Raw genomic sequence first — 26,914 nt, 5'->3', positions numbered from 1 at the left:
CTCCGCTTCGGCCTTGGTGGCAGCCTCGGGCTTCGCTTCCGGCTCGACCTCGACGTCGGTCACCGGCTCGGTCTTCGCTTCGGCCACCGGATCCGCCTCTACCTCCGCCTCGGCGGCGGTCTCGGGCTTCTCCTCGGGCTCGGCCTCCGGCTTCGGCTCGGGTGCCGGGGTCGCCTCGATTTCCTGGGCCGGGGGCGAGGGGGCGTCCGATCGGGTGGGCCCGGGGACCGCGATGTTGTCGAAGGCCGCGGAGACCAGGTCGTGTTCCTCGCGGGGCTCCGGGACGGAGGCCGTGCGGGACGGTGATGTGGGCTCGGGGGACGGAGAAGGGGACGGGACCTTCGGGGCCGCGGGTGTCTCCGCGGCCGGCTCCGTCGGGGCGGGCGACGTCGGGGACGTACTCGCCGTCTCGGCGACGTCCGCCGCACCCCCCGCTTCGGCGGGCCTCGCTTTGCGTGACCGGCCGAACGCGTTCCGCAGGAGAGTGAGAATGCCCATGTGCGCAACCCTTCGCGTGGTTGATGCCCGTCAATCCCTGGCCAGGACGGACACGTAAGGTTAGCGGCCCGCAAGGGCGATCTTGGGCAGGGTTGGGTTTGCGGAATCGTATATGTCAAGGGCGCGATTCGGCCCGGCACAACGTCCCAGATGCTGCCGCAGGTTCACTCACCGTTCATCAGGACGCCCGGCTACCGCACGTATGTACCCCTACGGTCACGCTGACACCACGGGCACCCAAGGAGAGAAAACGTGCGAAAGCTGCTGCCGTTGATCGGAACGTCGTCCGGTTCCCACCCCGGCGGCCGGTCCGCCATGACCTGCCGTTTCCGGTGTGGTGACGCCTGCTTCCACGAGGTGCCCAACACCAGCTCCAACGAATACGTCGGTGACGTCATCGCCGGCGCCCTCAGCCGCCGCTCCATGATGCGCGCGGCCGCCGTCGTGACCGTCGCCGCGGCCGGTGCCGGAGCCGTCGGTGTCGCCGCCGCGCCCGAGGCGCAGGCGGCGCCCGCCGCCAAGGGCGGTCACCACCACCACGACAAACCCAAGGGCGCCCGCGGTCTGCGGTTCACGCCCGTCGCCCCGAACACCGCCGACGCCGTGACCGTGCCGGAGGGCTACCGGCAGAACGTCGTCATCCGCTGGGGCGAGCCCATCCTGCGCGGTGCGCCCGCCTTCGACCCGGAGAAGCAGAGCGCCAGGGCGCAGGCCGGGCAGTTCGGGTACAACTGCGACTTCCTCGCCCTGCTGCCGCTGCGCGGCGAGCGCGACCGGCAGCTGCTCGTCGCCAACCACGAGTACACCGACGAGATCCTGATGTTCCGGGACTACGACGCCGCCAACCCCACCCGCGAGCAGGTCGAGATCGCCTGGGCCGCGCACGGGCTCGCGGTGGTCGCGGTGGAGGAGGAGCACCGCACCGGCAAGCTGACGCCCGTCACCCGGCACCAGCTGAACCGGCGCCTCACGGCCACCTCCGAGTTCCGGCTCACCGGGCCCGTCGCCGGGTCCGACCTGGTGAAGACCTCCGCCGACCCGAGCGGCACCAAGGTGCTCGGCACCCTCAACAACTGCGCCGGCGGCACCACCCCGTGGGGCACGACCCTGCACGGCGAGGAGAACTTCAACCAGTACTTCGCCAACGGCAGCCGCACGACCGACAAGCGGTACGGCATCGGGACCGGCGCCACCGAGCGCAAGTGGGAGCGCTTCGACAAGCGGTTCGACGTCTCCCAGGAGCCCAACGAGGTGCACCGGTTCGGGTACGTCGTCGAGCTGGACCCGTACGACCCCGACTCCACCCCGCGCAAGCACACCGCGCTCGGCCGGTTCAAGCACGAGGGCGCGACCGTGCGGCTGACGCACGACGGGCGCCCGGTCGTGTACTCGGGCGACGACGAGCGCTTCGACTACTTCTACAAGTTCGTCGGCAGCAAGAAGATGCGGCACGGCAACAGCCGCTCCGCCCGCGAGCACAACCTCTCGCTGCTCGACGAGGGCACGCTGTACGTCGCCGAGCTCATCGGCGACTCCCCGGACTTCGAGATCGACGGTACCGGCAGGCTTCCGAAGGACGGCGAGTTCGACGGCAGGGGCCGGTGGATCCCGCTGGCCACCGCCACCGCCGACGGTGCCGTCAGCCACGTCGAGGGCATGACCGCCGAGGAGGTCTTCGTCTTCACGCGTCTCGCCGGTGACAAGGTGGGCGCCACCAAGATGGACCGGCCCGAGGACATCGAGCCCAACCCGGTCACCGGCAAGGTCTACATGGCCCTCACCAACAACTCCAACCGAGGCAAGGCCGGTTACGCCGCCGCCGACGAGGCCAACCCGCGCAACGCCAACAAGCACGGCCACGTCCTGGAGCTCACCGAGCGCTGGAACCGGCCGGAGAGCACGAAGTTCGCCTGGTCGCTGTTCCTGGTCGCGGGCGACCCGGAGGACCCGGCGACGTACTTCGCCGGGTTCCCGAAGGACTCCGTCAGCCCGATCTCCTGCCCGGACAACGTCGCCTTCGACGACCACGGCAACCTGTGGATCTCCACCGACGGCAGCGCCCTCGGCTCCCACGACGGCCTCTTCGGTGTCGCCACGCGCGGCGACCGGCGCGGTGAGCTGAAGCAGTTCCTCACCGTGCCCAACGGTGCGGAGACCTGCGGTCCGGTCATCCAGGACCGGCGGGTGCTCGTCGCCGTACAGCATCCGGGCGAGGTGGACGGGGCGACGGTGGACCGGCCGGCCAGCACCTGGCCCGACGGGCCCGGCACGTACGTCCGCCCGGCCGTGGTCGCGGTGTGGCGCGCGGACGGCCGCGACATCGGCGTCTGACGCGGACGCCGGTGAACGACCGGGCCGGTGCGCCGGCCCGCTCCTTCCGGCAGTCACCGTGCGGTGTGTGCGGGCCGTCCCTTCCCGGGGCGGCCCGCACGTCCGTCACCGGCCGGCGTGCAGGGTCAGGTCGACGACCAGGGCCCTGTGGTCGGTGTCGGGGAGGTCGAGGAAGCGGGCCCGGCGCGCGGCGAAGTCGTCGGAGACCAGGACGTGGTCGATCTGGGTGCCGAAGGCCGGGGCGGTGCGGGACGGCCAGGTCGGGGTCCGGTCGGCACCGTCCAGGCGGGCCGCGTCGCGCAGACCGGTGTCGAGGATGCGGCGGAAGGCCGCGTGGTCCTGGGAGGCGTTGAAGTCCCCGGCGAGCACGGTCGGGGTGCCCCGGTCGGCGGCGGCCGCGTCCCGCAGCCGGCCGAGCTCCCGCTGCCACAGGCCCACCTGGTCGGGCAGCGGCGGCATGGGGTGCGCGAGCTGGAGCCGTACGGCGTGCCCGTCGACGTCGGCGACGGCGCCGGGCATGCCCATGGTGCCGGGGACGCCGCCGGTGGCACGCAGCGGGAAACGGCTGAGGACGACCGAGCCCTCGGAGCCGCCGCCCTCCACCGCCTGCCGGTGCGGGTAGGTGCCGGCCAGCTCCCGCTTCAACGCCGCGTCGCAGGTGTACTCGCACTCCTGGACGAACACGAGGTCCGGCTCCTCCCGGCGTACGGCGTCGATCAGTGCGCCGGTGGCCTGCCCGAACTCCACGTTCGAGGTCAGCACCCGCAGCTCGGCGACGGGCGGCCCCGCGGGATCGCCGGTCTTCCCGTACGGCTCGATGTACCAGGCCAGCAGCCCGAGCAGGGCCACGCCCCACACCGCACCGGTCCACCACCGGGCGAACAGGGTGAACAGCAGCCCGGCGGCCGTGGGCACGAGCAGCCAGGGCAGGAAGGCGAGGAGCTGGGGCACGGGGGTGATGCCGTCGGTGTCGGCGGTCCGGCAGCCGACGACCACGCTCACCCCGGCGAACAGCAGCCCCGCGCACCAGGCGCCGGACCGCCGTCGTCCCCCCGTCCGCCCGGCCCCGTCCCCGGTGACCCACGGGTCGGCAGTCGCAGTGTCCAACGTTCCGGCCTTCCGCTCGCGGGTGCGCTGCCCGAATACTCCCTCAAAGACGAGGGAGGGTGGCGGGCGGTTGCCGGGAACCACCGGTCGGGGCGGTCGTCGGAGCCGGGGGTTCGCGGCGGCTTCCGAAGCGGCCGGTCAGCCAGGAGAGCAGGGCCACCGTCAGGCCCAGGGCGAGGAGGAACCAGGACGCCGTGCGCAGGGTGGCGGTGAGGGCGTCGTAGACCGCGGCCGCCGCCGGGCGGTGGACGCGGTCGGCCAGGTCGGCCAGGGTGAGCCGGCGGCCGACGGCGATCGCGAGGGCGAGCAGGGCGCCGCCCAGGGCCGTGCCCAGGCCGGTCGCGGTGAGCGCGCGCCGGCGGCAGGCGGCGACGGCGATCCCGGTGACGGCGAGGACGACGGCCGCGAGCGGCAGCCAGAGGGCGGCGGCGTCCAGCACCTGGTACCCCTTCCGGAGTCCGGCCACCTCCCCGGCCGGCACCACCGCGACCTCGGTGTGCTCGACGGGGATGCGGTGGGCGAAGGGCATGTGGTCGGCGGCGAGCCGCGCCCGTACCCGCGCGGTGACGGGCGCGAGGTCGACGGTGACCGGGCCGGGGGTGGCCGTGTCGTCGCGCAGGGCGTGCAGCACGGCGTCGTGGACGGCTCTGTTCCCCGCCTCCCAGGCCGTACGGAACGCCTCGGTGCGGGTGAACGAGCGGACGGCGTCCCGTACGAACGGTCCGAGGGCGGGGCCGGCCGCCGTCTTGGGGGCCAGTTCGCGTACGACCTCGTCCCCGACGGCGTCGGCCACGGCGTCGCGGACGTCGGGGTCGGTGGCGAGCGGTGCCATGGTGTCGACGTAGCGGCCGGTGTCGGCGAGGGCGAAGGCCGCCCAGGCGGCCAGGGCGCCGCAGGGGGCGAGCAGGCAGGCCAGGGCGACGAGGACGGCCGAGAGAGCGTTGCGCAGGCGCAGGAGGCGGGGTTCCTGGTGGAGGGGCACGTCTCCAGGCAAGGTGCGGGGGGCCGGGGGCGCGAGCGCTGGGGGCGCGTACGGGTGTACGGGGCTGCCCGGACGGGCCGCTGAGCCCATGTGGGTGCGGGGCGGGGGCGGGTCGTGCGGCCCGGCGTTCGCGGGGTGCCTTCCCCGGAGGGGGGACCCCCGGCCCATCCTCCCCACCCTCCCCCACTCTCGGCTTCGCTCGCGCGGGGACTCCCATCGCCCTGGGGCACCTCCCGGGCCCTTGAGTCACTGGGGGAGGCACGACTGCCCGCGGTTGGTGGAGGGGCGTCTCACCTCGCCCGGTGGCCCGCCGCGTCCTCGTGGGTGTAGAAGCGGTAGAACATCGTCAGGAAGACTCCCGCCGCGACCGCCAGGCCCAGGATCGCGGAGCGCAGGACGCCGGGGCTGGCGGCCTGGATGACCAGGAAGCCGATCGCGATGCCGCCGAACGCGGCCCAGAGCACCGCGTGCAGTTCGCGCCGCACCTTCGGGGCCAGGGCGAGGAGCGCCATGAACACCAGGGCGAACACGAGGCCGGTGAGGAAGCCGAACAGGAAGTTCTCCACGGTGATCGGCCCGCCGTAGCGCCGGTTGGCCGCCGCCCAGTAGCCGTACACGACTCCGAGCAGGACGGGTACGACGACCTTCGCCGCCCTGTGGGTGCGTGCGCTGAAGATGTCGGTCGGGCCGGCCCGCTCGATCGCTCCCCGGGGCCGGGGTGCCGCGTGCACCATGAGAGCACTCCTCTCTCCTCGCCCCCGCCCCACCAATGCACACCTCTCCGGGCCGGTCGGCAAGTGGAGAGCGGATGCGGGCGGTACCGCCCCGTGTTTCGCTGGGGCCGTGAATCCGAGCAGCGGGGGACACGGCCTGCACGACCGGTCCGCCCTGCCCGGCCGGCGCGACGCCGTGCACCGGCACGAGCTGCTGCGGGTGCGGGGCCGCAGTGTCGCCTGGGTGCCGCCGCTGCTGCTGCTCACCGCCATCGCGGTGGCCGACTACAACACCACCGGCGAGTTCCGGATCATCTCCTGGATCGTGCTGGTGCCGGGCATCGCCGCCGCGATCTGCGGGGTGTGGGGCACGGCCCTGTTCGCCGTGCTCGCGATGGCCGTGTACACCGTCGTGGACAACGCCTGGCCGCACCAGTTCCAGGCGGGGCTGCCCGACTTCATCCTCGTCGCCGCCGGCGGCGTCCTCTCCACGCTGGCCTGCGTAGTGCGGGTGCGCGGTGAGCGCCGCGCGCTGCACATGCGGGACGTCACCGAGACCGTACGGCGCACCGTGCTGCGCCCCCTGCCGCCCGGCTGGGGCGGTCTGGAGCACGCCGGGGTCTACCTCACCGCGGACGCCCAGGCCCGGGTCGGCGGCGACTTCTACGACATCCAGCCGGGTCCGTACGGCACCCGGGTGTTCGTCGGTGACGTCCAGGGCAAGGGGCTGGGCGCGGTGGAGACGGCGTCGGTGCTGCTCGGGGCGTTCCGCGAGGCCGGTTACAACGAACCGGAGCTGACGGCCGTCGCCGACCGGCTGGAGGCCCGGATGCTGCGGCACCGCGAGTACACCACCGCCCTCGGCCGGGCCGACGGCGACCGGTTCGCCACCGCCGTACTGCTCGGCTTCCCGGCGGACCGGACCGACGTGGTGGACGCCGTCGTCCTCGGGCACGAGCCGCCGCTGGCGGTCGGCCCCGGCGGTGTGCGGTCCCTGCCGGCCGGCGGAGGGCTCCCGCTCGGCTGCCGCGACCTCGCCCCGGGCCCGCCGCCGGTGTGCCGGGTGCCGGTCGCCGCCGACGAGACGCTGCTGCTGGTCACCGACGGCGTGACCGAGGCCCGGGACGGCGCCGGCGACTTCTACCGGCTCGCCGACGACCTGGCCCGGGCGGTGGCGGCGGACCCGCGGGTCGTGGCACCGGGCCGGCTGGTCGCCGTCGTACGGGACGGGACGCTGCGGCACAGCCGGAGGCACCTGGTCGACGACACCACCGCCTTCGCGGTACGACGGACCCGTGCGCCCCGTGTGTCTCGCGCGCCGGGGGGCGAAGGCCCCGAAGGGGGACGTTCACCTCACTGACATCACCCTTCGCGGCCGCAGCGGTTACCGTGCTGCCGTAGGTGATCGTCGGGGGAATCGACAGGGGAGGGGACCATGCCCGGAACCGTGCTGCTGCTGGCGGCCTCGCCGCTGGGCCGCGGGCGGCTGGTGGACGCGGCGTCCGTGCTCCCGGTCCTCGCGGCGGTGCCGCCCGCCGTGCTGTCCGGCGCGGACACCGCGAACGTCGTCGAACTCGCCGACCCGCTGGAGCCGCAGGCCGTACTGACCCGGCTGCGCGCCGCCGCCGCGGCGCCCGGACCGCTGACCGTGTACGTCACCGGCCAGCTCCAGCTCGACCGCCGCCAGCGGCTGCCGCATCTGGCGCTGGCCCGCACGACCGCGGCCACCGTGCGGTACACCGGACTGCCGTGGCACTGGTTCCGGGAGGAACTGCGGCTGCGTCCGGCGGGTGCGACGACGCTGTTCCTCGATCTGCACGCCGACCCGGAGACCTGGCAGTCGCTGAGCGCGGCGCGCCCGCCGGGCCCGTCCCCGCTCGACTGCGGACCCGACAACGCCGTCTACGGCCGTGTCGCGCCCCCGCCGCCGTCCCGGCGCGGGATCGCGGCACCGGCGTACATGAAGGCGGTCGCGACGATCCTGCGCAGCGGATGGCGTCCGCCGGACGAGGAGCTGCACCAGCAGGCGCTGACCCGGATCGCGCCGGAGAGCGCGGGCACCGATCTGCCGCTGGCGCGGCGCGGGCCGGTGCCGGGTGATCCGCACGCGGCCGTCACCGCCGCCGTGCGCTCCGGCCGGCACGCGGACGCCGACGCGCTCGCCGCGCGGCTGGAGCAGGCGGCCCGGCTGGCGCACGGGCCGGCCTCCGAGGAGGCGCTGCACTGGACGGAGGTCCGGGCGGACCTGGCGATGCTGGCCGGGGACGCGGCGCGCAGCTGCGGTACCTGGCTGGCCGTCGCGACTGCCCGGCTGACCGCCGGGCAGTCGGCGGACGCGCCCGCCGTCGAGACGGCCGTGGACCGGGCGCACCACCAGTGGGGCCGGATCGGCGACCCGGCCCGTGCCCGCGAACTCGGTGCGGTCCTCGCGGAGTTGCGCGGCCGGGTGCCGGGGCGGCGCGAGGGGGCCCTGGACCATGTGCGGCAGCAGCTGCGGCAGTTGCAGACGCAGGGCTGAGGGCCGGGACGGACGACCGCGGACGGACCCTCACCCGTGGGCGACAGCGGTGCCAGGGTGGTGGGTCATGGCCGAGGGGGACGGTGTGGCCAACCAGGGCATTCGGGTACGGCTGGACGGGAACGCCACCGAGAGCGACGTCGGGGTGCCGCGCAAGGCCCTGTCCGGCCGACGGGCCGCTCCACCGGACGGTGCCGGGCCGCTTTGCCGGACCGGGCTCGCTGGACGGTGCCGGGCTCGCTGGACGGTGCCGGGCCGCTTTGCCGGACCGGGCTCGCCGGACGGTGCCGGGCCGCTTTGCCGGACCGGGCTCGCCGGACGGTGCCGGGTCCGCCGGACGGTGCCGGGTCCGCCCTACCGGACCGCCGCCTCCACCGGTGCCGTGGTCTGCCGGTGCGGCTCGGGGTCGGTGGCCTTGGCCGGGCCCGCGTTGGCCGCCAGGACCAGCGCCGCGACCGCGGCGACGGCCGCGGCGAAGCCACGGGCGTAACGCTCGGTGATGCGTGTGCGTTCCAGCACGGCGACCTCGCAACAGCAACGGGTTAAGCACGTTTAATCCACGGTTTAACCTAGGGGCTGTCGGACGCGAACGGCAAGAGGCACTGGGGGAGTTGGCGTGGGGGAGCGGGACGAGCCGGCGGCCATCGGGCGACGGGTCCAGCAGTTGCGGGTGGAGCACGGGCTGACCCAGAAGCAGCTGGCGGAGCCGGTGTACACGCCCGCGTACATCTCCACGCTGGAGGCGGGACGGGTGCGCCCCTCCGACGACGCGCTGCGGCATCTCGCCGGCCGTCTGGGAGTCACCTTCGACGAACTGGCCACCGGACGCCCGGCCCGGCTCGTGACCGAGGTGCACCTGCGGCTGACCGGGGCGCAGCGCACGCTCGCCGTCGGCGAGACGGAGGCCGCGGTGGAGCAGTACACCGGGCTGCTCGCCGAGGCGGAGGCGCACGGCCTGGCCGAGGAGCAGGCCGCCGCGCTGCTCGGGCTCGGGGAGTGCGCCCTGGAGACCGGCGAACTGGCCGAGGGCCGCCAGTACTTCGAGCGGGCCGAGGCCCGGCTCGCCGAGGCGCCGTTGCCCGCACGGGTGCCGGCGCTGCGCGGGCGGGCCGTCGCCCACTACCTCGCGGGGGAACTTCGTTACGCGGTCTACCTCCTCGAGTCCACGATCGACGAGCTGAACCGGGGCGGCCTGCACGACCCGGACGCGCTGCTGCTGCTCTACGCCAGCGCGATCGGCCCGTACATGGACATGGGCGCGCACGCGCGGGCCGCGCAGGCGGCGGAGTTCGCGCTGGCGCTCGCGCCGCAGTCCGGTGACCCGGCGCTGGTGGCGCGCATGCACCGGTCGGTGGCTCGCACCCTGCTCGCCGAGGGCCGTCTCGCCGAGGCGGACGCCTCGCTGGCCAAGGCGGCGGAGCTGTACCGCGGGCTGCAGCTCCGCACCGAGCTGGCCAACTGCCACTGGATGCGCGGCTACGTGTACGCGCAGAACGGCGAACTGGAGCGCGCCGAGAAGGAGATGCGTGAGGCGCTGGAGATGCTGTCGGCCAAGCGGGCGTCCCTCTACAGCAGCCAGGTGACCGTCGAACTGGCCGACGTACTGCGCCGGCGCGGCAGCTCCCAGGAGGCGGAGGCCATGCTGCGGGACGTGCTCGGCGGGCTCTCCCCCGAGCGGGGCGCGGTGCACGCGGCGGCGGCGCACCGGCTGCTCGGGATCATCGCCGAGGACGCCCGCCGGGCGGAGCAGGCCGAGGAACACTACGTCCGCGCGATGAGCCTGCTGGAACGCGCGGGCGCGGCCGGCGACCTGGCCGACCTGTGCCGCCTCCTCGGCGACCTGCTGCGCCGCACCGGCCGCGTCGAGGCGGCCCTGGACGCCTACCGCACCGGCCTGGGCCATCGCACGGCCCCGGGCACCACGACCCTGGGGCCGGCCCCGGCACAACCCCCGGTCTGACCGTTTCGGGCCGGGCGGGCCGGGTAGTCGGGCCTCGTTTCCGGAGGTGAGCGGCCGGAGGAGGCGGTGGGCGTGTGGCCCAGGGACGGTCCCGAGGGCGACCCGGGCCGGGAGGACGAACGGGTGATCGGCGCGATCGCCGCGGAGCTGCGTGACGCCGGACCGGCCGCCGTGCCGGGGCGGCTGTGCGCGGTGGCCGTCGAACTGCTGCCGGTGGACGGCGCGAGCGTGTCGCTGCGCGGCGAGAGCATGCCCGTACAACTCGGCGCCTCCGGTCCGCGGGCCGCGCGTCTCGCCCAGCTCCAGGCCACCCTGGGTGACGGTCCCTGTCACCACGTCATGGAGACCGGCGCGCCGGTCCTCGCCCGCGACCTCGCCGCCGCCGACTGCGCAGGCCGCTGGCCCGTCTTCGCCCAGCAGGCGCTCGGCGTCGGCGTACGCGCCGTGTACGCGCTTCCCCTCGGCAGCGCCGCCGTCTGCGTCGGCACCCTCGACCTCTACCGCGACACCCCCGGCGGACTCACCGACGGCCGGCTGCGGATGGCCCGGCTCGTCGCCGGCGTCATGACGGTGGCGCTGATGGACCTGCCCCGCGACCTCCTGGACGGCGACGAACCCTGGCTCAGCGGACTGGCCGCCGACCACGACCGCGTCCACCAGGCCGTCGGCATGATCATGGCCCAGTTGGGCATCGGCGCCGCCGAGGCCCTGGCCCGCCTGCGTGCCGACGCCTTCGCCCACGACCGCACGGCCCTTGAGGTGGCGCTGGACGTCATGGCCCACCGCAGGCGCTTCGACACCCCTTGAGTGTGTCGACCCCGCCGGCCGGCCCCGCGCTTCCCACGCTCGGCGGCCTTGGACACAGCCGTCCTCCTCCTCACCCGCGCCGTGGTCCTCGGCGTCATGACGATCCGGAACCACCTCTCCCGCGCCGCCCGCCGCGCCGCCCGCGTCGAGCGCGAACCCGACGCGGTGATGCGTCACTTGGACCTCCATGGGGAGATCCCGGGACTCCATGAGGAGATCCCGGGAAGGGACGGGATCCTCGCCCTCGTACGCCAGGACAAGAAGATCCAGGCGATCGAGCCGTACCGCGAGACCACGGGCGCGGACCTGGTCGAGGCCGAGCAGGAGGTGGACCGCCTGAGCCGACCCGCCGCTTCCCGACGGGACCCCGCCTCAGACCCGTACCCGCGCCTGCCGGCCGACGTCCGCCAGGCGGTCCACGCCGAGCTGGGTCATCGCCTGGGTGACCTCGGGGAGGACCGCGCCGAGGCCACCGTTGGTGAGGGTGATCGTGTCATCGCCGACACGGACCGCCGCGAGGTTCACGGTGAGACGCGTCGGGGCTCCTTCGGACGCCTCCCCGGTCATCGTCAGCCGCAGTCCCGCCCGCGCGTCGCCGGCCTCCGGGAGCGGGAGCTGCGTCACCTCGACGAGCTGGGCGCCGGCCCGGGTGGGCGTCGCCTCGAACCGCTCGCACGTCTCCGGCAGCGTCCTCATCCAGGCCAGGACGCGGTCCACGTCGGCGGGCGGGTGCGCGGCGACCTGGTAGCGCAGCTGGGAGTCGTTGTAGGCGTCGTCGAGCGTGGCGGTGGCGCTCGGTCCGGACGGCGGGCCGAACAGTTCCTCCGTGTAGAGGGCGTCGAGCAGCCGGCGGCAGTCGGCGTTCTCCGTCTTCGCCTTGAGCATCCCGTCCCGCCAGGTCGCCGCGCCCCGGCTCGCCATCCACGGCTCCCCCAGATCCGTCTCCGTGATCAGCGCCGCCCGCAGCTGCTCCTCGCTCAACGCCGGCGGGCCGGGCGGGGGCTGCTCGGCGGCGGGCGAGGCGGAGGACGTGGAAGCGGAAGCGGCCGGGGGCTCGGACACGCCCGCGGGCAGCGCGCGCGGCACCTCCCGGTCGCCGGCCACGCACGCCGCCGCGGTCAGCAGGGCCGTCACCGACAGCGCGGAGGCGAGGAGGGCGCGGGCGGCGGCCGGGGCATGGGTCATGGGGGTGCCTCCTGGGGGAACCGGGCCGTCCACGGGCGGCCGTGTTCCCACGGCACCACCCCGCCGGTCGCCCCACCAGCGCGGCGAGCCGTCCGGGTGAGCCGCCCGCGCGGAAACCGGCTCGCACCCCACGTAGGGACGGCAGTCACGCACACCGGCGGAAGGAGCCCTCGTCGTCACCGACGGCCGGTCCGTCCCGGTGATCATCGACTGCGACACCGGGGTCGACCACGCCCTGGCCCTGCTGTTCGCCGTACGCCACCCGGCCCGCGGCCAGACCGTGGTCGACCGCCGCGTCCGCGCCGGCGAGTCCGAGCTCCACGAGGGCACCCGCGAACAGCCCCCGGTGAACGTCGGCCTGGATGTGGATGTGGACCGCTGCGTCGAGCTGTACCTGGCGACGGTCGAGCGGCCCTCGGAGCAGCCGTTCGTCGGGGGGCCGGGTCACTGCTTCGGGGCGCCGCTCTCGTCGTACACGGGCGGCTGCGCCTGGATGCCGAAGGTGGCCGATCCGGCGTCCTCGAACCGCAGGGTGATCTCGGTGGCGTCGCCACCCCTGATCACCTGGCGCACGTCCCGCAGGATCAGGTGGTCCTTGCCGGGCTCCAGTTCGACCAGGTCGTTCTCGGGCACCTCCACGCCGTCCGACAGGCGCTTGCCGTCGGAATCGACGATGTCGACGGACGCGGCCATCGGTGAGCTCGCGCCCACCAGCCGGTCGCTGCCGCCGCCCTTGTTGTAGAGCCACACGTACGCCGCGACGTCGTCGCCCGGCTGCCAGGGATCGCCCGTCGGCTCGGCCAGATGCGCGTACCGGATCATGAGGTCGCCGACGCGGGTGTTCTGCCCCGGCGCGTCCCAGTCCGGGAGGGAGAAGTCGTCGTCCGCGCCGCATCCGCCGCCCGCCAGGGCGAGGGTGGCGGCGAGCGCGCCCGCCGCCAGGCCGTGCCGGGCGCGCGGTGTGCGGGGAAGGGCCATGCTCGCTCGCTCCTCTCGCGGATCCACCGTCCTGCGCACTGAGTAGCCCGGACGAATTCCGGCAAACGAGAGGGAAGGGGTCTCGCCACACCGGCGGGCCCGAGCTCCCCACTGCCCGAGTGTTCACTTTTACGGTGGTGTGGACAGATTCTCTGCCGGTACCCGCACGCACCCAGAGGAGACCGCGTGACCGACCGCACCACCACGCCCGCCCCCCGGCCGCCGCACCCCGCCCCCGGCGCCACGCCCGACCTCTCCTCCCAGAACCCCGACTGGTGGCGGCAGGCCGTCGTCTACCAGGTCTACCCCCGCAGCTTCGCCGACGCCGACGGCGACGGACTCGGTGACCTGCGCGGCATCACCCGGCGCCTCACCCACCTCGCCGCGCTGGGCGTCGACGCCCTGTGGATGAGCCCCTTCTACCCCTCCGAGCTCGCCGACGGCGGCTACGACGTCGCCGACCCGCGCGACGTCGACCCCCGCCTCGGCACCCTCGACGACTTCGCCGAGCTCGTCGCCGAGGCCCACCGGCTCGGCCTGAAGGTGATCGTCGACATCGTCCCCAACCACACCTCCCACCAGCACGTCTGGTTCCAGGAGGCGCTGCGCGCCGGGCCCGGCTCCCCGGCCCGCGACCGCTACGTCTTCCGCGACGGCAAGGGGGAGCGGGGCGAGCTGCCGCCCACCGACTGGCAGTCCGTGTTCGGCGGCAGCGCCTGGCAGCGGGTGCCGGACGGACAGTGGTACCTGCACCTGTTCGCCGCCGAGCAGCCCGACCTCAACTGGGGCCACCCGGACGTCCGCGCCGACGTCCGCACCACCCTGCGGTTCTGGTCCGACCGGGGCGTGGACGGCTTCCGCGTGGACGTCGCGCACGCCCTCGCCAAGGACCTCGACGAGCCGCTGCGCGACCTCGGCGCCCCCGAGCTGAGCCGCGAGGGCGCCCTCGCCGACTTCCCGCCCGGCACCCACCCCTTCTACGACCGGGACGAGGTGCACGAGATCTACCGCGACTGGCGCAAGATCCTCGACGCCTACTCCCCGCCCCGCATGGCCGTCGCCGAGGCCTGGGTGCCCGGCGCCCGGCGCGCCCTGTACGCCCGTCCGGACGAACTGGGCCAGGCCTTCAACTTCGAGTACCTGGAGGCCGGGTGGGACGCGGAGGAACTCCGCCGGGTCATCACCGACTCGCTGGAGACCGCGCACGCCGCCGGTGCCTCGGCGACCTGGGTGCTCTCCAACCACGACGTCGTCCGGCACGCCTCCCGGCTGATGCTGCCGCCGGGCACGGACGAGAACGCCTGGCTGCTGTCCGGCGGCCACGCCCCCGCCGTCGACCCGGACGCCGGTCTGCGCCGGGCCCGCGCCGCCACCCTGCTGATGCTGGCGCTCCCCGGCTCGGCGTACGTCTACCAGGGCGAGGAGCTCGGCCTGCCCGAGGTCGCCGACCTGCCCACCGAGGTCCTCCAGGACCCGATCTGGGAACAGACGGGGCGCGTCCGCAAGGGCCGCGACGGGTGCCGGGTGCCGTTGCCGTGGACGACGACCGGTCCGTCGTACGGCTTCGGGGCGGCCGGTGCCTGGCTGCCGCAGCCGCCGTCCTTCGCCGCGTACGCCGTCGAGGCACAGGACGGGGCCGAGGGCTCGACCCTGGAGCTGTACCGCGCGGCCCTGCGGATCCGTCGCAAGCTGATCGACGGCGAGACGCTGACCTGGGCGGAGGAGACCCCGGAGGGAGTCCTGCAGTTCGACCGCGGCGACGGCTGGCGCTGTGTGGCCAACCTGTCCGCCGGCCCGGTCTCCCTCCCGGCGGGCGAGGTCCTGCTGACCAGCGCGCCCCTGGAGGACGGCCGCCTCGGCCCGGACACCACGGCCTGGCTCGGCCGCTGACCCGCACACCGTCCCGTCCCGGCCCGCCGGGACGGGTCAGGACAGGACAGGACAGGACAGACCCGTGGACGGGGCCGGTCCGCCGGAGGTCCCCGGGCCGGCTGCGGGCGGTCGTCGGCCTCCGGCAGCGGGTCCCGCTGCCACCTCCGGCCGCCGCCCGGCCACCCGTACGGCCGTTCAGCACGGGCGACCTGAGCGGACGCACCGGCAGAATCGGCTCCGGGGGTGCCCGTGACGGCCGTACAGGGAGCCCGCCGACGATGAACAGGTCCAGCAGGACAGCGGCCGCCGCGCTGACTGCGGCCGGGATTCTCGCGGGTGCGGCGTGGCCGACGGGCGGGGCTTCTGCCGCCGCTCGCGCCCCGGCGGCGACGCACGACCGGGTGCTCTGGGGCGCCGCGACGATCCCGCCCGGCCGGGACGGCATCGTCGAGGCCGCCGGACTCACGGGCTCCGCCCTCGGCGCCGGTTCCACGCTGACCCTGAGCGCCCCCGCCGGGGCCCGGGTGACGGGCGTCCCCCTCGACGCCCCCGGCTACCGGGGCACGGTGGCCGCCGACGGCCGCAGCGCCGTCTACACCGCGGTCTCGGCGGAGCGGCCCTGGCGGGCGGGCACCTTCCCCTTCGTGCTGGTGGTGCCCGTGGACGCGGTGCCCGGAACCCGGCTGAGCGGATGCGTCCTGCGGCTCGCGGACGCGGACGGCACGGCCCGGGCGGCCGGCGGCTGTCAGGTGACCGTGGGACTGGCCGAACCGGCCCTGACCCGCCCGGAGCCCGGTGTGCCGCTGGGCGCGCGGCCGGTGATCGCCGGCACCGCCCACCCGGGCGCGCGGATCACCGTCTCCGACCGGGACGGCCACGAGGTGTGCACCGACACCGCCGGGTCCGACGGCCGCTGGAGCTGCGCTCCCGGGCCCGCCCTCCCGGCCGGCCCCAACCGGCTCCAGGCCACCGCCGTCCTGAACGGCGTGAGCGCGTCGAGCGAGCAGATCCAGATCACCGTGGGGAACGCCGCCCCGGCCCGCTGACCGGCGGCGCCCCGCCGGGTCACACGTGCCCGGGGCCTCCGCTGCCGAAGGAGCCGCTGGATCCGGGCAGCCAGCGCCTGCGTTGCTGGTCCTTGCCCGTCCTGGTGGCGGCGTGATGGAGCTCGTAGGGCATGAGCCGTGAGCCGGTCCTCGACATGTCCGGCATCTCGTCCGGCTCCCGGATCTCCCGCATCTCGCGGACCGCTCCGCCGTCCGGCAGCCTCGGCTGGTCCTCCGCGGTGGGGCGGGGCTCCTCCTGGTCCATGTACCGCATTCCGACACGTACGGCCCAGATCAGCGCGCCGGCCACGAGCAGCCCGCCGATGAAGGCCGCGAAGACGGCCCACCGGTGCGTACTGGAGGCCAGAACTACATACGTTGCCGTGTCCATGCTTCCGAGTATCGCTGAAGAAATAGGATAAAGCGCCCGGAATGTTCCACCTCGTCACGCTCGTGGCCCGCCCCGGCGGGCGGTCGCCCCCGTGCCGTGACAGATTGCGGCCAGAGGAAGGCCGGGCCGGGCCGTCGCGTCCCCACGTGTGCAGCTCGGGGCCCGGTCCGGCCTTCCCGCCTCCGCGGCCCTGCCCGAGGGCGACGGCATCCCGCCGGGAGTGCTCCCCGCTTCGTACGGAGAGGGCGAGGAGGGAGTGCCCGTCGGTGAACAGCCCGCCGCCCGGCGCCCTCCCCGGCGGCGCCCTCCCCGGGGCCGGACTCGGTGGCGTCCTCGGCGCGACGGGCCCGCACCGCACCCGCCATCGCACCCGCCCGGCCAAGGCGTAGCGGCCGCGTGGAATCCCGCCGCGGGACGTGCGCAGGACATCTGCCGTCGCCACGACAGTTTTTCCGCCGGGCCGACTAGAGTTCTCCCTGGGGAACCCGTCCCCTGTGGCGGACCGTGCCCACCATGGTCCGCGGAAAGGTGCGTATGCCCTCGGAAGGTCAGCCGTACGCCGACGGCCGACGGCCGGACCAGGACCGGCTCCCCGTCGCCGACCGGCTCGACGACGACCACTTCCCGGCCTACACCATGGGCAGGGCCGCCGAACTGGTCGGAGCCACACCCGCTTTCCTCCGCGCCCTGGGCGAGGCGCGGCTGATCACCCCGACGCGCTCGGGAGGCGGTCACCGCCGCTACTCACGCCACCAGCTGAGGCTGGCCGCCCGCGCCCGCGAACTGGTCGACCAGGGCACACCGGTCGACGCCGCGTGCCGCATCGTCAGCCTCGAGGACCAGCTGGAACAGGCCGCACACGCCAACGAGGAGCTGCGCCGGCGAGGCGCGGGGGCGGTCCACGGAAGCCGATGAAAATCTGTCCCGGCCGAAACAGTATTTCCGCTCCGCCGAACAAAATCTCTTTCCCTAAACACCCTGCGGTGCTTTATTCCAGTGATTTTCCTCGCTTGCCGTTGACATCCTCCGTGCTAGGCTGACGTCAGTTGCAGTTGTGGTTGCCAGTTTGCTACCGGGTCTCCGGGCAGGTGATCATCGCGACGATGTAGGGATTCGTAAAGTGCGATTCCCGGCACTGTCTCAGGAGAATTGATATGGCCACCGGTACGGTGAAGTGGTTCAACTCGGAAAAGGGCTTCGGCTTCATCGAGCAGGACGGCGGCGGCGCCGACGTGTTCGCCCACTACTCGAACATCGCCACCTCGGGCTTCCGTGAGCTCCAGGAAGGCCAGAAGGTCAGCTTCGACGTCACGCAGGGCCAGAAGGGCCCGCAGGCGGAGAACATCGTCCCCGCCTGACCTGTACGCAGGGATTCGAGAGCAGGGGTCCGCACTTCGGTGCGGGCCCCTGCTCTCTGTTGTGCCGGCCCTTCCCGGACCTTCCCAGCGCTGCCCGGCCCTTCACGCCCGCCTTTCGCGCGCGGGATCAGCGTGACCGCAGACCTTTCGCCCGCAGCGCGTCCACCGCGATCCGCGCGGCCGTGCCGATCACCGCGTCGGCCGCCGGAAGGACGGCCGCGGTGTGCGCGGTCCGGGTGAACACGGCGACGGCGTAACGGCCCCCGTCCGGATACTCGACGACACCGACCTCGTTGCGCAGGGTCGGCAGGCTGCCGGTCTTCCCGGCGACGTGCACGTCGTCGAACGGGAAACCCGACGCCAGACGGTGCGGCCACACCTGCAGCCCCAGGATCCGCCGGACGGCCGCGCCGTGCTCCGGCGTACACGCCTCGTCCCGCCACACGGCGGCCAGCAGCCGGGTCATGTCGCGCGGTGTGCTGCGGTTGGTGCGGGCCGGGTCGAGCGCCCGCAACCGGGTGACGACCCGCGGGTCGGCGAGTGCCCGGGCCCCGTCGGGACCGGCGTCCTCCTTGACGGTGGCGAGCATCTCGCCGAAGGTGCCGGTGTCCCGGGACGCGACGGAGAAGGCCGCGTCGATGATCGGGCAGGGCCGGGTCCAGGCCAACCCTCTGATCATGGCGTCGGTCACCGCGACGGCCGTGTCCGGCACCTTCCACCAGCCCTCGCTCGTCGCCGGCACGAAGGACGGGACCACCACGACCCCGCTGCCGCCGGAGGTCGTGACCCGGCTGCGCGAACTGATGCGGGCGACCGTCACCGAGGGCACGGCGCGCGTGCTGGCCGACCTGCCCGGCGACATCGGCGCCAAGACCGGGACCGCGGAGGTCTCCGAGGAGCAGGACAACAACGGCTGGCTGGTCGCCCACCGGGGCAATGTCGCCGTGGCCTGCGTGGTCGAGGAGGGCGTCACCGGGGGCGGCTCGGCCGGACCGGTGATCCGTTCCCTGCTGTCCGCCGTACCCGAGTCCTGGCCGAGCCGTCCCGACCGAACCGTCCTGACCTGCCAGTCCTGGCCGAGCCGTCCCGACCGAACCGTCCGAAAGGAACCCCGTGACCGCACGCCCCTCCCGCCGCGCGTTACTGCTGGCCGCGGCCCTCGCCCCCGTGGCGGGATGCGCCACCGGCACCCCGGCGCGCGAGCGTGGCCGGACCGGCCCGCCGGCACCGAGCCGCACCCCCACGCCCTCGCCGGTGGACCCCCAAAGCCTCACCGACCTGGAACGCGAGTACGGCGCCCGGCTCGGGGTGTACGCCCTCGCGACCGGGACCGGCGCCACCGTGGTCCACCGCGCCGACGAACGCTTCGCGCTCTGCTCCACCTTCAAGACGCTCGCGGCGGCCGCGGTCCTGGACCGTCACCCGGTCGCCGGCCTGGACCGGCGCGTCACCTACACCCGGGCCGACCTCGTCGCCTACTCACCGGTGACCGAGAAGCACGTCGGGACCGGCATGTCCCTCCGCGACCTCTGCGACGCGGCCGTACGGTACAGCGACAACACCGCCGCCAACCTGCTGCTGCGCGAGATCGGCGGCCCGCGCGCACTCACCGCCCACCTGCGCGGACTCGGCGACCGCGTGAGCCGCCTCGACCACAACGAACCCGAGCTGAACAGCAACCCGCCGGGAGACCCGCGCGACACCACCAGCCCCCGGGCCGTCGCCGCCGACTACCGCGCCCTCGTCCTCGGCGACGCCCTGCCGGCCGCGAAGCGGGAGCTGCTGACGGACTGGCTGATCCGCAGCACCACCGGCGGCCGGCGCGTCCGGGCCGGCGTTCCCCGGGACTGGAAGGTGGGCGACAAGACCGGCACCGGCGACTGGGGCCGGGCCAACGACGTCGCCGTGCTCTGGCCGCCGCGCGGCGCCCCGCTGGTGATCGCCGTCCTGACCGAGCGGCCCGACCGCGAGGCCGACCCCAGCGACGCCCTGGTCGCCGAGGCGACCCGTCGTGTGCTCACCGCCCTCGTCTGAGCCGGGTCGAGGGGGCGGCTTCGGCGTCAGTCCTGCTTGGGCGCGGCCTGCTGGACCACCTCGAAGGACCACAGCGTGGCGTCCGTGGCCGCCGGCCGGGGCTTCTCACCCTGGGCCCCGCCGTGGGCGGCCTGGCCGCGACCGGCCATCCAGCGTTGGAAGTCCTCCTCGGTCCGCCAGCGGGTGTAGACGAGGTAGGTGTCCGTGCCTTCCACCGGACGCAGCAGCTCGAACCACTCGAACCCGTCCGAACCCTCCACCGCCCCCGCCCGCGCGGCGAACCGCTGCTCCAGCGTCTCGCGCTGCTCCGCCGGGACCGTGAGTACGTTGATCTTTACGACGCTCATGTCCTGATTGTTCCGCAGGGCCGTCCCGGAACATGCGGCGGGGCACGGTCCGTGCGGGCGCGCCACCCCGGCGGGAGGTCAGCCGAGGCAGATCACCAGGAGGCAGAGCTGCGCGGAGTCCGGCTCGGTCGCCGGTGGCGTGGAAGGGGCGGAGGGGGCGGGCTGGGCGCCGTCACCCTGGTCGGTGCCGCCGTCTCCGTCGCCGCTGCCGGCGGCCGGGGGCGGTGACACCGGTGGCGTGACCGTGCCGGAGCCGGAACCCGAGACGGATTCCGGTCCCGATCCCGTGTCCGAGCGCGAGCCGGAGCGGGAGACGGAGTCCGGGGAGGTCGTACGCGGCTGTGACGGTACCGCCGTCTCCGGGGCGGCTGCGCCGTCCGTGCGGGTGTCGGAGGGGGCGGTGGGCGCCGGTGCGGCTTCGGTGTCCGTCCGCTCGCGCCTGTCGTCGGCCGAGGGGGACTGCGCCGTACGGTCCGGGGAGGACGTCGGGGCGTCCAGGCCGTCGTCGTACCGGTCCGCGGGGGCCTTTGCACCGCCCATGCCCCTGAGGTCGGGCGCCGTGGCGGCCTGGGCGCGGTCCGAGCCGCCCCGGTCCGTCGAGGCGAGGGTCAGCCCGCCGCCGACGAAGGCCACGGCCGTCGCGACCAGGGCCCGCCGCTGGGTCTTCTTCCAGCGGACCAGCTGCCGCCGCCGCGCCGCCCGGCCCGTACCCGTGGGGGTGGATATGGAGGCCGGCCGTGGGGCCGGGGGCATGACGACGGTATCGGGCGCCACGGCCGTCGCCGGTCCGGGAACGGTGCGGCCACCGATGACGGCGGGCGCGATGTCGGGGGCGTAGGCACCGCAGCCCGGGCAGACCAGGGCGCCGTTCAGATGCCGGCGACACGTGGAGCAGTAGTCCATCCGCTGTCTTCCTGAGTTGACGTACCGACGCCGACGCCCGCCGGGGCGGCCGGTCCGGAGCAGGGGACAGCCACGCTAACGACGTCCCCGGCCCACTGTGTGCAGTCCGTGTGCCGCTCCTGCGCACATTCCCCGCACGGCCCGCGAGGGTGCCGTGAGCATGCGTACCGCACCACCGCACAACGGACACAGTCGCCTGGTCGCCCTGCTGCACTCGCCCGGAAGGCATTCCCCGTGAACCCCCGTACCACCCCCCGCGCCCGCACCGCCTCCGTACGCCGCACCGCCCTGCTCCTGACCGCCTGCCTGTCGGCCCTGTCGCTCACCGCGTGCGGTGTCGTCGGCGCGGTGGGCGGCGACGACGCGTCCGCGTCACCGAGCGTGAGCTACGACATCACCGTGGGCCTGCTGCTGCCCGACAAGGACACGGCGCGCTTCGAGAGGTTCGACCGCCCCCTCATCGAGGACCGCGTCTCGTCCCTGACCAACAAGCAGGGCAGGGTCGTCTATGCCAACGCCGAGGGCAGCAAGGACAAGCAGAGCGAGCAGTTCCGGAGGATGGTCGCCGACGGGGTCGACGTGATCGTGGTGGACGCGGTGGACTCCAAGGCCGTCGCGCCGGACGTGGAGAGGGCGAAGGAGGCGGACATACCCGTCATCGCCTACGACCGTCTCGCCGAGGGCCCGATCGACGCGTACGTCTCCCACGACAACGAGCTCGTCGGCCAGGTACAGGGCCGCGCCCTCGTGAACGCGCTCGGCGAGAACGCCGAGGACAGCAAGGTCGTCATGATGAACGGCGCGCCCACCGACCCGAACACGGCGCTGTTCCGGGAGGGCGCGCTCGGCGAACTGGACGGCAAGGTGGACATCGCCAAGTCGTACGACACCAGGAAGTGGCTGCCCGAGGTCGCCGCGGAGCACATGCGCGAGGCGGTGAAGGAGGTCGGCGCCGGGGACATCGCCGCCGTCTACTCGGCGAACGACGGCATGGCCGGCGCCGTCATCGAGGTGCTTCAGGACGCGGGGGTCACCGATCTTCCGCCGGTGACCGGGCAGGACGCCGATCTGGCGGCGGTGCGGCGGATCGTGTCGGGCACGCAGTACATGACGGTGTACAAGTCGTTCCTGCTGGAGGCGACGGGGGCCGCGGACATGGCGGTGGCCAAGGTGCAGGAGAGGTCGATCCAGTTCGACGCCCTGGCGCGTGACGTGGTCGACAGCCCGACGCACAAGGACATCCCGGCGATGCTGGTCCCGGTGGTCGCCCTCACGAAGGAGAACATCGAGGCCACGGTGGTCCAGGACGGCGTCTACACCGTCGAGGACATCTGCGCCGGGGCGTACGCGGCGGACTGCGCGGAGATCGGCCTGACGTCGTAGGAAGCCGGGAGTAGGGAGCGGGAAGCGGGAGGCGGCCGGTCCCCCCGGAGGAACCGGGAGGCCGGCCGCCGCTCACCTCCCCTACGGAGTCACCGTGTTGCCGCCGAAGCGGACGACCAGGCGGCCGTCCGAGGCGAAGGACCAGTCCAGGGCGCCGGAGTAGCCGGCGCACCGGGAGCCGTTGGAGCCGGACCAGAACTGGTTCGAGCCGTCGACGTTGCCGATGGTCCTGTCGTTGGACCCGCTGCCGCCGCGGCACGAGGTGTTGTCGCGGAACACCGAACTGCCCGCGTCGAAGTTGAAGTTGCGCTCGGCGTTGTCGATGCTGACGTTGCCGGAGACGGTCATCGAGCCCGGGTTGCTGTTGTACGTGAACCCGTGCTTGCCGTTGTCGTAGGCGATGCTGCGCCGGATGACGTGGTCGACCCCGATGTCCTCGCCGCCGAGCTTGTAGCCGTTGCGGTCGCCGTTGCCTGCCTGGCCGCCGTTGCTGAGGGTGCCGTTCTCGTAGGCGAGGGAGTCCTCGATGGTCACCGCGCCGATCGCGCCCGTGTCCGACTTGGTGTAGAGGTCCCAGCCGTCGTCGATGTTGTTGTGGGCGACGGCGTACCGGAAGACGTTGCCGGGTCCTGAGGTGAGCTTGGCGGCGAAGCCGTCGGCGTCCTCACCGTCGGAGTCGGCGTTGTCGTGCGACTCGGCGCTCAGGACGAGGTTGTTGGACGGCCACTGGTCGCGGGGCGTGTCGGAGGTCATCCGCGAGAGCTGCAGCCCGGTGTCGCGGTTGTAGCGGGTCACCGTGCGCTCGAAGACGTTGTTGCTGCCGCCGACGAAGATGCCGTTGTCCCCGGCGCGTTCGACGACGATTCCCTTGACGTGCCAGTACGACCCGTTCACGGCGAGCCCGCGGTTGGACGAACTCTCGCTCTGTGCCGAGAAGTTCAGGACGGGCGTCTCACCCGGGTAGGCGGCGAGCTCCGTGCGGTCGCCCGAGGTTCCGTTGTTGCCCGCGGGGATGGTGACCGTCTGGGAGTGGTTGTAGGTGCCGCCGCGCAGGTAGATCGTGCCGCCGGGGGTGATGCGGTCGATCGCGGAGGTGAGCGTGGTCGGGTCGGACTGGGTGCCGGACGCGCCGGCGCTGCCGCCCGGTGCCACGTAGAGGGCGGAGGCGGGCGGCGGGGTGGTCGTGTCGCCGCTCGTCTCCACGTCGATGTAGTCGATGTTGGGCAGTCCCGCGGACGAGGTCGGGCTGAGCCGGACGGTGTTGCCGCCCGAGCGCACCGGCACGGTGAGCGTCTTCGTGGTCCAGCCCGTCCAGTCGCCGGTGGCCTCGAAGGAGGCGGAGGCGACCGTGCTGCCGTTCACCACGATGTTCGCGGCGCGTGCGCCGCCGCTGCCGTTGGCGAAGCGCACCCGGAGCGTCGCCGTCTCGGCGGCGGAGGCGCTCACGGTGAACTGGACGTAGCCACCGGTGCCGTTGGTGCCGTTGCAGAAGCCGCTGCCGGAGTATCCGGACCACTCGGTCTCGACGGCGCCGGTGCAGACCGCCGAGGACCCTTCGGCCTCGTACCGCACGGTGGCGGCCTGCGCGGGGTTGCCGGACATCGCGACGAGCGCGCCGGCCAGCAGGCCGGCGCAGGCGAGGGCGGGTCTCAAGTGCATCGTTCGTCTCCAGGTTCGGTCGGCTGGTCGGACGAGTTCATCGGTGCGTTCGAGTGTGTGAACGGAGAAAGCGCTTTCCGGGACCGTAGGGGCATGTCGTGGGCGCGTCAAGGGTGTTGACGCTGAATCAGATTCACGTCCATGAACGACCGGATTGTGGCGGCATGCCCCGCGCGGGCCGGCGGGGCCATCCGACCGTGCCGGCGAACGCGTCACACGGCCGCCGCTGTTCCACCGCGCACACCGGTGTCCGCCGCCCGGTGGGCAGGTGTTCGCGGGCCCGGCCGGTGATCCGGCGGGTGCCGGCCCGGCCGGTCCGGAGGTCGTCGGTGGCCCGGCCGGTCCGGAGGTCGTCGGTGGACCGGCCGCACGGGCAGTCGAACGCCGCGCGGAGGATGTGGGTGGCCCGTTCCGCGGGATGGCGCGACGGGCCGGTCGCGGCCGGACTCCGGCGGCTGCCGCCGAGGTCCGGGAGGACCGTCCCGCCGCCGGAGCCGGAGTCGCTCAGGCCGGTTCCCGGCACCGGTGCCGTCGGACGCCCCGGCGGAGAGCCTGTGCGCCGTCGACGATCCGACCGGCACCGACCCGGGAACGTGTGACGCGGCACACATCGTCCGGAGCGATGACTCCGCCCCGCGCCGTTGGTCGTACACACGACAACACCGGCGCAAGAAAGGCCCGGCCATGACCCACACGCTCGGCGAACCCCGCCCCCGCCCCGTCGCCCCTGCCACGCCCACGTTGCCGCGCCCGACGGCACGGTGGGCCGTGACCGGCGGCGTGCTGGCGGGTCCGCTGTTCCTCGCGGCCGGCCTCGTCCAGGGGTCCGCGCGGGAGGGCTTCGACTTCACCCGTCACGCGATCAGCCAGCTCGCCCTCGGCGGGGCGGGCTGGATCCAGACCGTGAACTTCCTGCTCGCCGGGGCCTTGCTCATCGCCGGGGCGGCCGGTCTGCGCCGGGTGCTGGACGGCGGCGCGGGCGCGACCTGGGGCCCCGCCCTGATCGGTGTGTGCGGTGCCTCGTTCTGGGCCGCCGCGGCCTTCCCCGCCGACGCGGGCGCGGGCTTCCCCGCCGGCTCCCCCGACACGGCCACGCTGAGCGGACACGGGGCCGCCCACATGGCCGCCGGGATGGCCGGCTACCTCGCCCTGTGCGCCGCGTTCGTCGTCCTGGCCCGCCCGCTCGCCGGCCGCGGCCACCGCGGCTGGGCCGTCGCCTCCCGCCTCGCGCCCGTCGCCGTCCTCGCCGGATTCGCCGGCTCCGCCGCCTCCGTCCTCGCGTTCACCGCGGGCGCGGGCCTCGGCCTGCTCTGGCTGACCGCGCTGACGGCCCGGCTGGCCACCACCCCGGCGGACCGTTAGCCGGCTGCCGCACCATCGACCTCATCAAGATCTTTCCGATCCGAGACGGGAGCACCCCCATGACCGACGCGGTAAAGGGCCCTGCCAGCTACTTCCCCTCCATCGAGAAGAAGTACGGCCGGCCTGTCGCCGAGTGGAAGGAGCTCATCCGCTCCTCCCCGCTCACCAAGCACATGGAGCTCGTCACCTGGCTCAAGGCCGAGCACGGGCTGGGCCACGGACACGCCAACGCCCTGGTCGCCCACACCCTGGCCGAGGACAGCGGCAGGTGATCAGACCCGGGCCGGCGCGGGCCGCCGGGCCCGGCGCAGGAACGGTGCCTCGACGACGTAGTACGACAGCAGGGCCGTCAGGACGGTCAGCACGGCCGTGGCCGGCAGGAGTCCGTCCTTCATCCCGAGGGAGGCCAGCAGCCGTATGACGGGGTAGTGCCACAGGTAGATGCCGTAGCTCAGGTTGCGGCCCACCCAGGTCAGCGGCGTGAGCGAGAGCAGCCGGGAGAGCCCGCTCCCGGGGCGCAGTTCGAGCGCCGCGACCAGGGTGGCGGACAGGACCGCCACCAGCAGGAACCCGACGGTGTACCAGCAGACCGTCCACGGGCCGGCGTCGGCGGTCACCGGCATCCGCCAGGCCACCAGCGCCAGCACGCCCAGCGTCGGCCAGGCCAGCCGGCCCGCCCAGGCGCGCAGCACGGCCAGCCGGGGATCGTCGGCGCACAGCCGCGCCAGGACCACGGCGACGAGGGCGCCGGCCAGCAACTGGTCGGCGCGGGTGTCGGTGCCGTTGTAGATGCGGTGGGCCGCGTCCGGCTGCCACAGGGCGCAGCGCCACAGCACGGGCAGCGCGCACAGGGCCGCCGTGCAGAGCAGCACCGTGCGCGCCCGGGTGTACCGCAGCAGCACCAGCAGCGCGAGCGGCCAGAGCAGGTAGAACTGTTCCTCCACACCCAGCGACCAGGTGTGCGCGAGCGGCCCCATCAGGTCGCCGTACGGCCCGGACTGCGCAGCCCGTACGACGTTGACCAGGAACAGTGCCGACAGGCCCGCCGCCCGCAGGGAGCCGTCGAAGCCCCACAGCGAGGTGGTCACCGACAAGGCCGCGCAGACCGCGCACAGGGCCAGCAGCGCGGGGACGAGCCGCAGCCAGCGCCGCCGGTAGAAGGGGAGCAGGGCGACGCCGCCGGTGCGGGCGTACTCGGCGAGCAGCAGCCGGGTGATGACGAAGCCGCTGAGGGTGAAGAAGAGGTCCACGGCGACCGAGCCGCCCGGCAGCATGTCCGGTGCCACGTGGTAGGCGAGCACCAGGGCGACCGCCACCGTCCGCAGCCCGTCCAGGCCGCTCACCCGGCCGCTGCGCGCCACCGCGGACGGGAAGCCCCGTCCTCGCGGCGGCTCGGGTCCGCCGAAGCCGCGGGGCTCCGCCTCTCCCGTGCCGAGTCCGGAGTCCTCCGCTGTCGCCGAGCCCGCTTCCTGAGCCATGA

General features: G+C 74.0%; 25 protein-coding genes and 4 pseudogenes. 16 read left to right on the top strand and 13 right to left on the bottom strand.

Annotation, left to right across the window (positions count from 1 at the left end):
• Positions 1 to 498, bottom strand: a pseudogene (locus ACFXAE_RS01405) (Toxic cation resistance protein); the annotation flags it as partial.
• 252 nt (positions 499 to 750) lie between these two features.
• Between ACFXAE_RS01405 and ACFXAE_RS01400 the strand changes: the two are divergent.
• Positions 751 to 2,829, top strand: a complete 2,079-nt coding sequence (locus tag ACFXAE_RS01400; protein WP_384706425.1) for a PhoX family protein — start codon at positions 751 to 753, stop codon at positions 2,827 to 2,829.
• A 105-nt stretch (positions 2,830 to 2,934) separates the two neighbouring features.
• On the opposite strand, the gene ACFXAE_RS01395 is transcribed toward ACFXAE_RS01400, so the two are convergent.
• The 3 genes from ACFXAE_RS01395 to ACFXAE_RS01385 form a co-directional block, all read right to left on the bottom strand.
• Entirely contained in the window at positions 2,935 to 3,936 is a 1,002-nt protein-coding gene (locus tag ACFXAE_RS01395; protein WP_384706423.1) for an endonuclease/exonuclease/phosphatase family protein, read from the bottom strand.
• Between the two features lie 43 nt (positions 3,937 to 3,979).
• Positions 3,980 to 4,918, bottom strand: a complete 939-nt coding sequence (locus ACFXAE_RS01390) for a hypothetical protein (protein WP_384706422.1) — start codon at positions 4,916 to 4,918, stop codon at positions 3,980 to 3,982.
• 290 nt (positions 4,919 to 5,208) lie between these two features.
• Positions 5,209 to 5,652, bottom strand: a complete 444-nt coding sequence (locus ACFXAE_RS01385; RefSeq protein WP_384706420.1) for a hypothetical protein — start codon at positions 5,650 to 5,652, stop codon at positions 5,209 to 5,211.
• Between the two features lie 175 nt (positions 5,653 to 5,827).
• Here ACFXAE_RS01385 and ACFXAE_RS01380 point away from each other — a divergent pair, with 175 nt between their 5' ends.
• Both ACFXAE_RS01380 and ACFXAE_RS01375 read left to right on the top strand, forming a co-directional pair.
• Positions 5,828 to 6,991: a PP2C family protein-serine/threonine phosphatase gene (locus ACFXAE_RS01380; protein WP_384706460.1), complete on the top strand. Its 1,164-nt coding sequence runs from the start codon at positions 5,828 to 5,830 to the stop codon at positions 6,989 to 6,991.
• Positions 6,992 to 7,066: 75 nt separating this feature from the next.
• Complete coding sequence (locus tag ACFXAE_RS01375) at positions 7,067 to 8,149, top strand: hypothetical protein (RefSeq protein ID WP_384706418.1); 1,083 nt, start codon at positions 7,067 to 7,069, stop codon at positions 8,147 to 8,149.
• 354 nt (positions 8,150 to 8,503) lie between these two features.
• Here the strand turns inward: ACFXAE_RS01375 and ACFXAE_RS01370 are convergent, their stop codons facing one another.
• Complete coding sequence (locus ACFXAE_RS01370) at positions 8,504 to 8,668, bottom strand: hypothetical protein (RefSeq protein WP_384706416.1); 165 nt, start codon at positions 8,666 to 8,668, stop codon at positions 8,504 to 8,506.
• Between the two features lie 97 nt (positions 8,669 to 8,765).
• On the opposite strand from ACFXAE_RS01370, the gene ACFXAE_RS01365 reads away from it, so the two are divergent.
• Positions 8,766 to 10,109, top strand: coding sequence for a tetratricopeptide repeat protein (locus tag ACFXAE_RS01365; RefSeq protein WP_384706414.1), 1,344 nt, complete (start codon positions 8,766 to 8,768; stop codon positions 10,107 to 10,109).
• Positions 10,110 to 10,175: 66 nt separating this feature from the next.
• Positions 10,176 to 10,916, top strand: a complete 741-nt coding sequence (locus ACFXAE_RS01360) for a GAF domain-containing protein (RefSeq protein ID WP_384706412.1) — start codon at positions 10,176 to 10,178, stop codon at positions 10,914 to 10,916.
• Between the two features lie 372 nt (positions 10,917 to 11,288).
• Here the strand turns inward: ACFXAE_RS01360 and ACFXAE_RS01355 are convergent, their stop codons facing one another.
• Entirely contained in the window at positions 11,289 to 12,101 is an 813-nt protein-coding gene (locus tag ACFXAE_RS01355) for a hypothetical protein (protein ID WP_384706410.1), read from the bottom strand.
• A gap of 262 nt (positions 12,102 to 12,363) precedes the next feature.
• On the opposite strand from ACFXAE_RS01355, the pseudogene ACFXAE_RS01350 reads away from it, so the two are divergent.
• Positions 12,364 to 12,513, top strand: a pseudogene (locus tag ACFXAE_RS01350) (nucleoside hydrolase); the annotation flags it as partial.
• Positions 12,514 to 12,545: 32 nt separating this feature from the next.
• Here ACFXAE_RS01350 and ACFXAE_RS01345 read toward each other — a convergent pair.
• Complete coding sequence (locus tag ACFXAE_RS01345) at positions 12,546 to 13,079, bottom strand: copper chaperone PCu(A)C (protein WP_384706408.1); 534 nt, start codon at positions 13,077 to 13,079, stop codon at positions 12,546 to 12,548.
• 186 nt (positions 13,080 to 13,265) lie between these two features.
• On the opposite strand from ACFXAE_RS01345, the gene ACFXAE_RS01340 reads away from it, so the two are divergent.
• Together ACFXAE_RS01340 and ACFXAE_RS01335 are read left to right on the top strand one after the other, a co-directional pair.
• Entirely contained in the window at positions 13,266 to 14,969 is a 1,704-nt protein-coding gene (locus ACFXAE_RS01340) for a glycoside hydrolase family 13 protein (protein WP_384706406.1), read from the top strand.
• 260 nt (positions 14,970 to 15,229) lie between these two features.
• Positions 15,230 to 15,997, top strand: a complete 768-nt coding sequence (locus ACFXAE_RS01335; RefSeq protein WP_384706404.1) for a carboxypeptidase regulatory-like domain-containing protein — start codon at positions 15,230 to 15,232, stop codon at positions 15,995 to 15,997.
• A gap of 19 nt (positions 15,998 to 16,016) precedes the next feature.
• Here ACFXAE_RS01335 and ACFXAE_RS01330 read toward each other — a convergent pair whose 3' ends face one another.
• On the bottom strand, positions 16,017 to 16,388 hold the full coding sequence (locus tag ACFXAE_RS01330; protein WP_384706402.1) for a DUF6479 family protein: 372 nt from the start codon (positions 16,386 to 16,388) through the stop codon (positions 16,017 to 16,019).
• A 266-nt stretch (positions 16,389 to 16,654) separates the two neighbouring features.
• Here ACFXAE_RS01330 and ACFXAE_RS01325 point away from each other — a divergent pair, with 266 nt between their 5' ends.
• The 3 genes from ACFXAE_RS01325 to ACFXAE_RS01315 all read left to right on the top strand — a co-directional run bounded on the left by ACFXAE_RS01325 (position 16,655) and on the right by ACFXAE_RS01315 (position 17,746).
• Entirely contained in the window at positions 16,655 to 16,777 is a 123-nt protein-coding gene (locus ACFXAE_RS01325; protein ID WP_384706400.1) for a hypothetical protein, read from the top strand.
• A 145-nt stretch (positions 16,778 to 16,922) separates the two neighbouring features.
• Entirely contained in the window at positions 16,923 to 17,303 is a 381-nt protein-coding gene (locus ACFXAE_RS01320) for a MerR family transcriptional regulator (protein WP_384706398.1), read from the top strand.
• A gap of 239 nt (positions 17,304 to 17,542) precedes the next feature.
• Positions 17,543 to 17,746, top strand: a complete 204-nt coding sequence (locus ACFXAE_RS01315; protein WP_003969786.1) for a cold-shock protein — start codon at positions 17,543 to 17,545, stop codon at positions 17,744 to 17,746.
• A gap of 127 nt (positions 17,747 to 17,873) precedes the next feature.
• Here ACFXAE_RS01315 and ACFXAE_RS01310 read toward each other — a convergent pair.
• Positions 17,874 to 18,344, bottom strand: a pseudogene (locus ACFXAE_RS01310) (serine hydrolase); the annotation flags it as partial.
• 40 nt (positions 18,345 to 18,384) lie between these two features.
• On the opposite strand from ACFXAE_RS01310, the pseudogene ACFXAE_RS01305 reads away from it, so the two are divergent.
• Together ACFXAE_RS01305 and bla are read left to right on the top strand one after the other, a co-directional pair.
• Positions 18,385 to 18,699 (top strand): annotated as a pseudogene (locus ACFXAE_RS01305) (penicillin-binding transpeptidase domain-containing protein); the annotation flags it as partial.
• Between the two features lie 160 nt (positions 18,700 to 18,859).
• Entirely contained in the window at positions 18,860 to 19,780 is a 921-nt protein-coding gene (gene bla / locus ACFXAE_RS01300) for a class A beta-lactamase (protein WP_384706396.1), read from the top strand.
• A 26-nt stretch (positions 19,781 to 19,806) separates the two neighbouring features.
• On the opposite strand, the gene ACFXAE_RS01295 is transcribed toward bla, so the two are convergent.
• Positions 19,807 to 20,127 carry an antibiotic biosynthesis monooxygenase family protein gene (locus ACFXAE_RS01295; RefSeq protein WP_384706394.1) on the bottom strand — a complete coding sequence of 107 codons (321 nt, stop codon included), beginning with the start codon at positions 20,125 to 20,127 and terminating at the stop codon, positions 19,807 to 19,809.
• Between the two features lie 78 nt (positions 20,128 to 20,205).
• Positions 20,206 to 21,030 carry a hypothetical protein gene (locus ACFXAE_RS01290; protein ID WP_384706392.1) on the bottom strand — a complete coding sequence of 275 codons (825 nt, stop codon included), beginning with the start codon at positions 21,028 to 21,030 and terminating at the stop codon, positions 20,206 to 20,208.
• Positions 21,031 to 21,264: 234 nt separating this feature from the next.
• On the opposite strand from ACFXAE_RS01290, the gene ACFXAE_RS01285 reads away from it, so the two are divergent.
• On the top strand, positions 21,265 to 22,413 hold the full coding sequence (locus ACFXAE_RS01285; RefSeq protein ID WP_384706390.1) for a sugar ABC transporter substrate-binding protein: 1,149 nt from the start codon (positions 21,265 to 21,267) through the stop codon (positions 22,411 to 22,413).
• An 81-nt stretch (positions 22,414 to 22,494) separates the two neighbouring features.
• Here the strand turns inward: ACFXAE_RS01285 and ACFXAE_RS01280 are convergent, their stop codons facing one another.
• On the bottom strand, positions 22,495 to 24,072 hold the full coding sequence (locus ACFXAE_RS01280) for a carbohydrate-binding protein (protein ID WP_384706388.1): 1,578 nt from the start codon (positions 24,070 to 24,072) through the stop codon (positions 22,495 to 22,497).
• Positions 24,073 to 24,756: 684 nt separating this feature from the next.
• Between ACFXAE_RS01280 and ACFXAE_RS01275 the strand changes: the two genes are divergently transcribed.
• Positions 24,757 to 25,434 (top strand): DUF998 domain-containing protein, encoded by a 678-nt coding sequence (locus tag ACFXAE_RS01275; protein WP_384706387.1) that lies wholly within the window; start codon positions 24,757 to 24,759, stop codon positions 25,432 to 25,434.
• Between the two features lie 59 nt (positions 25,435 to 25,493).
• The gene (locus ACFXAE_RS01270; protein ID WP_384706385.1) at positions 25,494 to 25,706 is read left to right on the top strand and encodes a DUF4287 domain-containing protein; all 213 of its coding nucleotides are present in this window, start codon (positions 25,494 to 25,496) and stop codon (positions 25,704 to 25,706) included.
• Here ACFXAE_RS01270 and ACFXAE_RS01265 read toward each other — a convergent pair whose 3' ends face one another.
• A complete protein-coding gene (locus ACFXAE_RS01265) occupies positions 25,707 to 26,912 on the bottom strand; it encodes an acyltransferase family protein (RefSeq protein ID WP_384706383.1) in 1,206 nt (401 codons plus the stop codon).
• Between the last annotated feature and the right edge of the window lie 2 nt (positions 26,913 to 26,914).

Source organism: Streptomyces sp. NPDC059454 (assembly GCF_042749965.1).
Taxonomy (GTDB): domain Bacteria; phylum Actinomycetota; class Actinomycetes; order Streptomycetales; family Streptomycetaceae; genus Streptomyces.
The sequence above is the reverse complement of the archived record's forward strand: the minus strand, read 5'-3'. Positions and strand labels throughout refer to the sequence as shown.

Excerpts from the sequence above, each read along its gene's own strand:
- ACFXAE_RS01385 (WP_384706420.1), bottom strand. The coding sequence starts at position 5,652 with ATGGTGCACGCGGCACCCCGGCCCCGGGGAGCGATCGAGCGGGCCGGC.
- ACFXAE_RS01375 (WP_384706418.1), top strand. The coding sequence starts at position 7,067 with ATGCCCGGAACCGTGCTGCTGCTGGCGGCCTCGCCGCTGGGCCGCGGG.
- ACFXAE_RS01355 (WP_384706410.1), bottom strand. The coding sequence starts at position 12,101 with ATGACCCATGCCCCGGCCGCCGCCCGCGCCCTCCTCGCCTCCGCGCTG.
- ACFXAE_RS01345 (WP_384706408.1), bottom strand. The coding sequence starts at position 13,079 with ATGGCCCTTCCCCGCACACCGCGCGCCCGGCACGGCCTGGCGGCGGGC.
- ACFXAE_RS01335 (WP_384706404.1), top strand. The coding sequence starts at position 15,230 with ATGAACAGGTCCAGCAGGACAGCGGCCGCCGCGCTGACTGCGGCCGGG.
- ACFXAE_RS01330 (WP_384706402.1), bottom strand. The coding sequence starts at position 16,388 with ATGGACACGGCAACGTATGTAGTTCTGGCCTCCAGTACGCACCGGTGG.
- ACFXAE_RS01320 (WP_384706398.1), top strand. The coding sequence starts at position 16,923 with ATGCCCTCGGAAGGTCAGCCGTACGCCGACGGCCGACGGCCGGACCAG.
- ACFXAE_RS01315 (WP_003969786.1), top strand. The coding sequence starts at position 17,543 with ATGGCCACCGGTACGGTGAAGTGGTTCAACTCGGAAAAGGGCTTCGGC.
- ACFXAE_RS01295 (WP_384706394.1), bottom strand. The coding sequence starts at position 20,127 with ATGAGCGTCGTAAAGATCAACGTACTCACGGTCCCGGCGGAGCAGCGC.
- ACFXAE_RS01290 (WP_384706392.1), bottom strand. The coding sequence starts at position 21,030 with ATGGACTACTGCTCCACGTGTCGCCGGCATCTGAACGGCGCCCTGGTC.
- ACFXAE_RS01280 (WP_384706388.1), bottom strand. The coding sequence starts at position 24,072 with ATGCACTTGAGACCCGCCCTCGCCTGCGCCGGCCTGCTGGCCGGCGCG.
- ACFXAE_RS01275 (WP_384706387.1), top strand. The coding sequence starts at position 24,757 with ATGACCCACACGCTCGGCGAACCCCGCCCCCGCCCCGTCGCCCCTGCC.
- ACFXAE_RS01270 (WP_384706385.1), top strand. The coding sequence starts at position 25,494 with ATGACCGACGCGGTAAAGGGCCCTGCCAGCTACTTCCCCTCCATCGAG.
- ACFXAE_RS01265 (WP_384706383.1), bottom strand. The coding sequence starts at position 26,912 with ATGGCTCAGGAAGCGGGCTCGGCGACAGCGGAGGACTCCGGACTCGGC.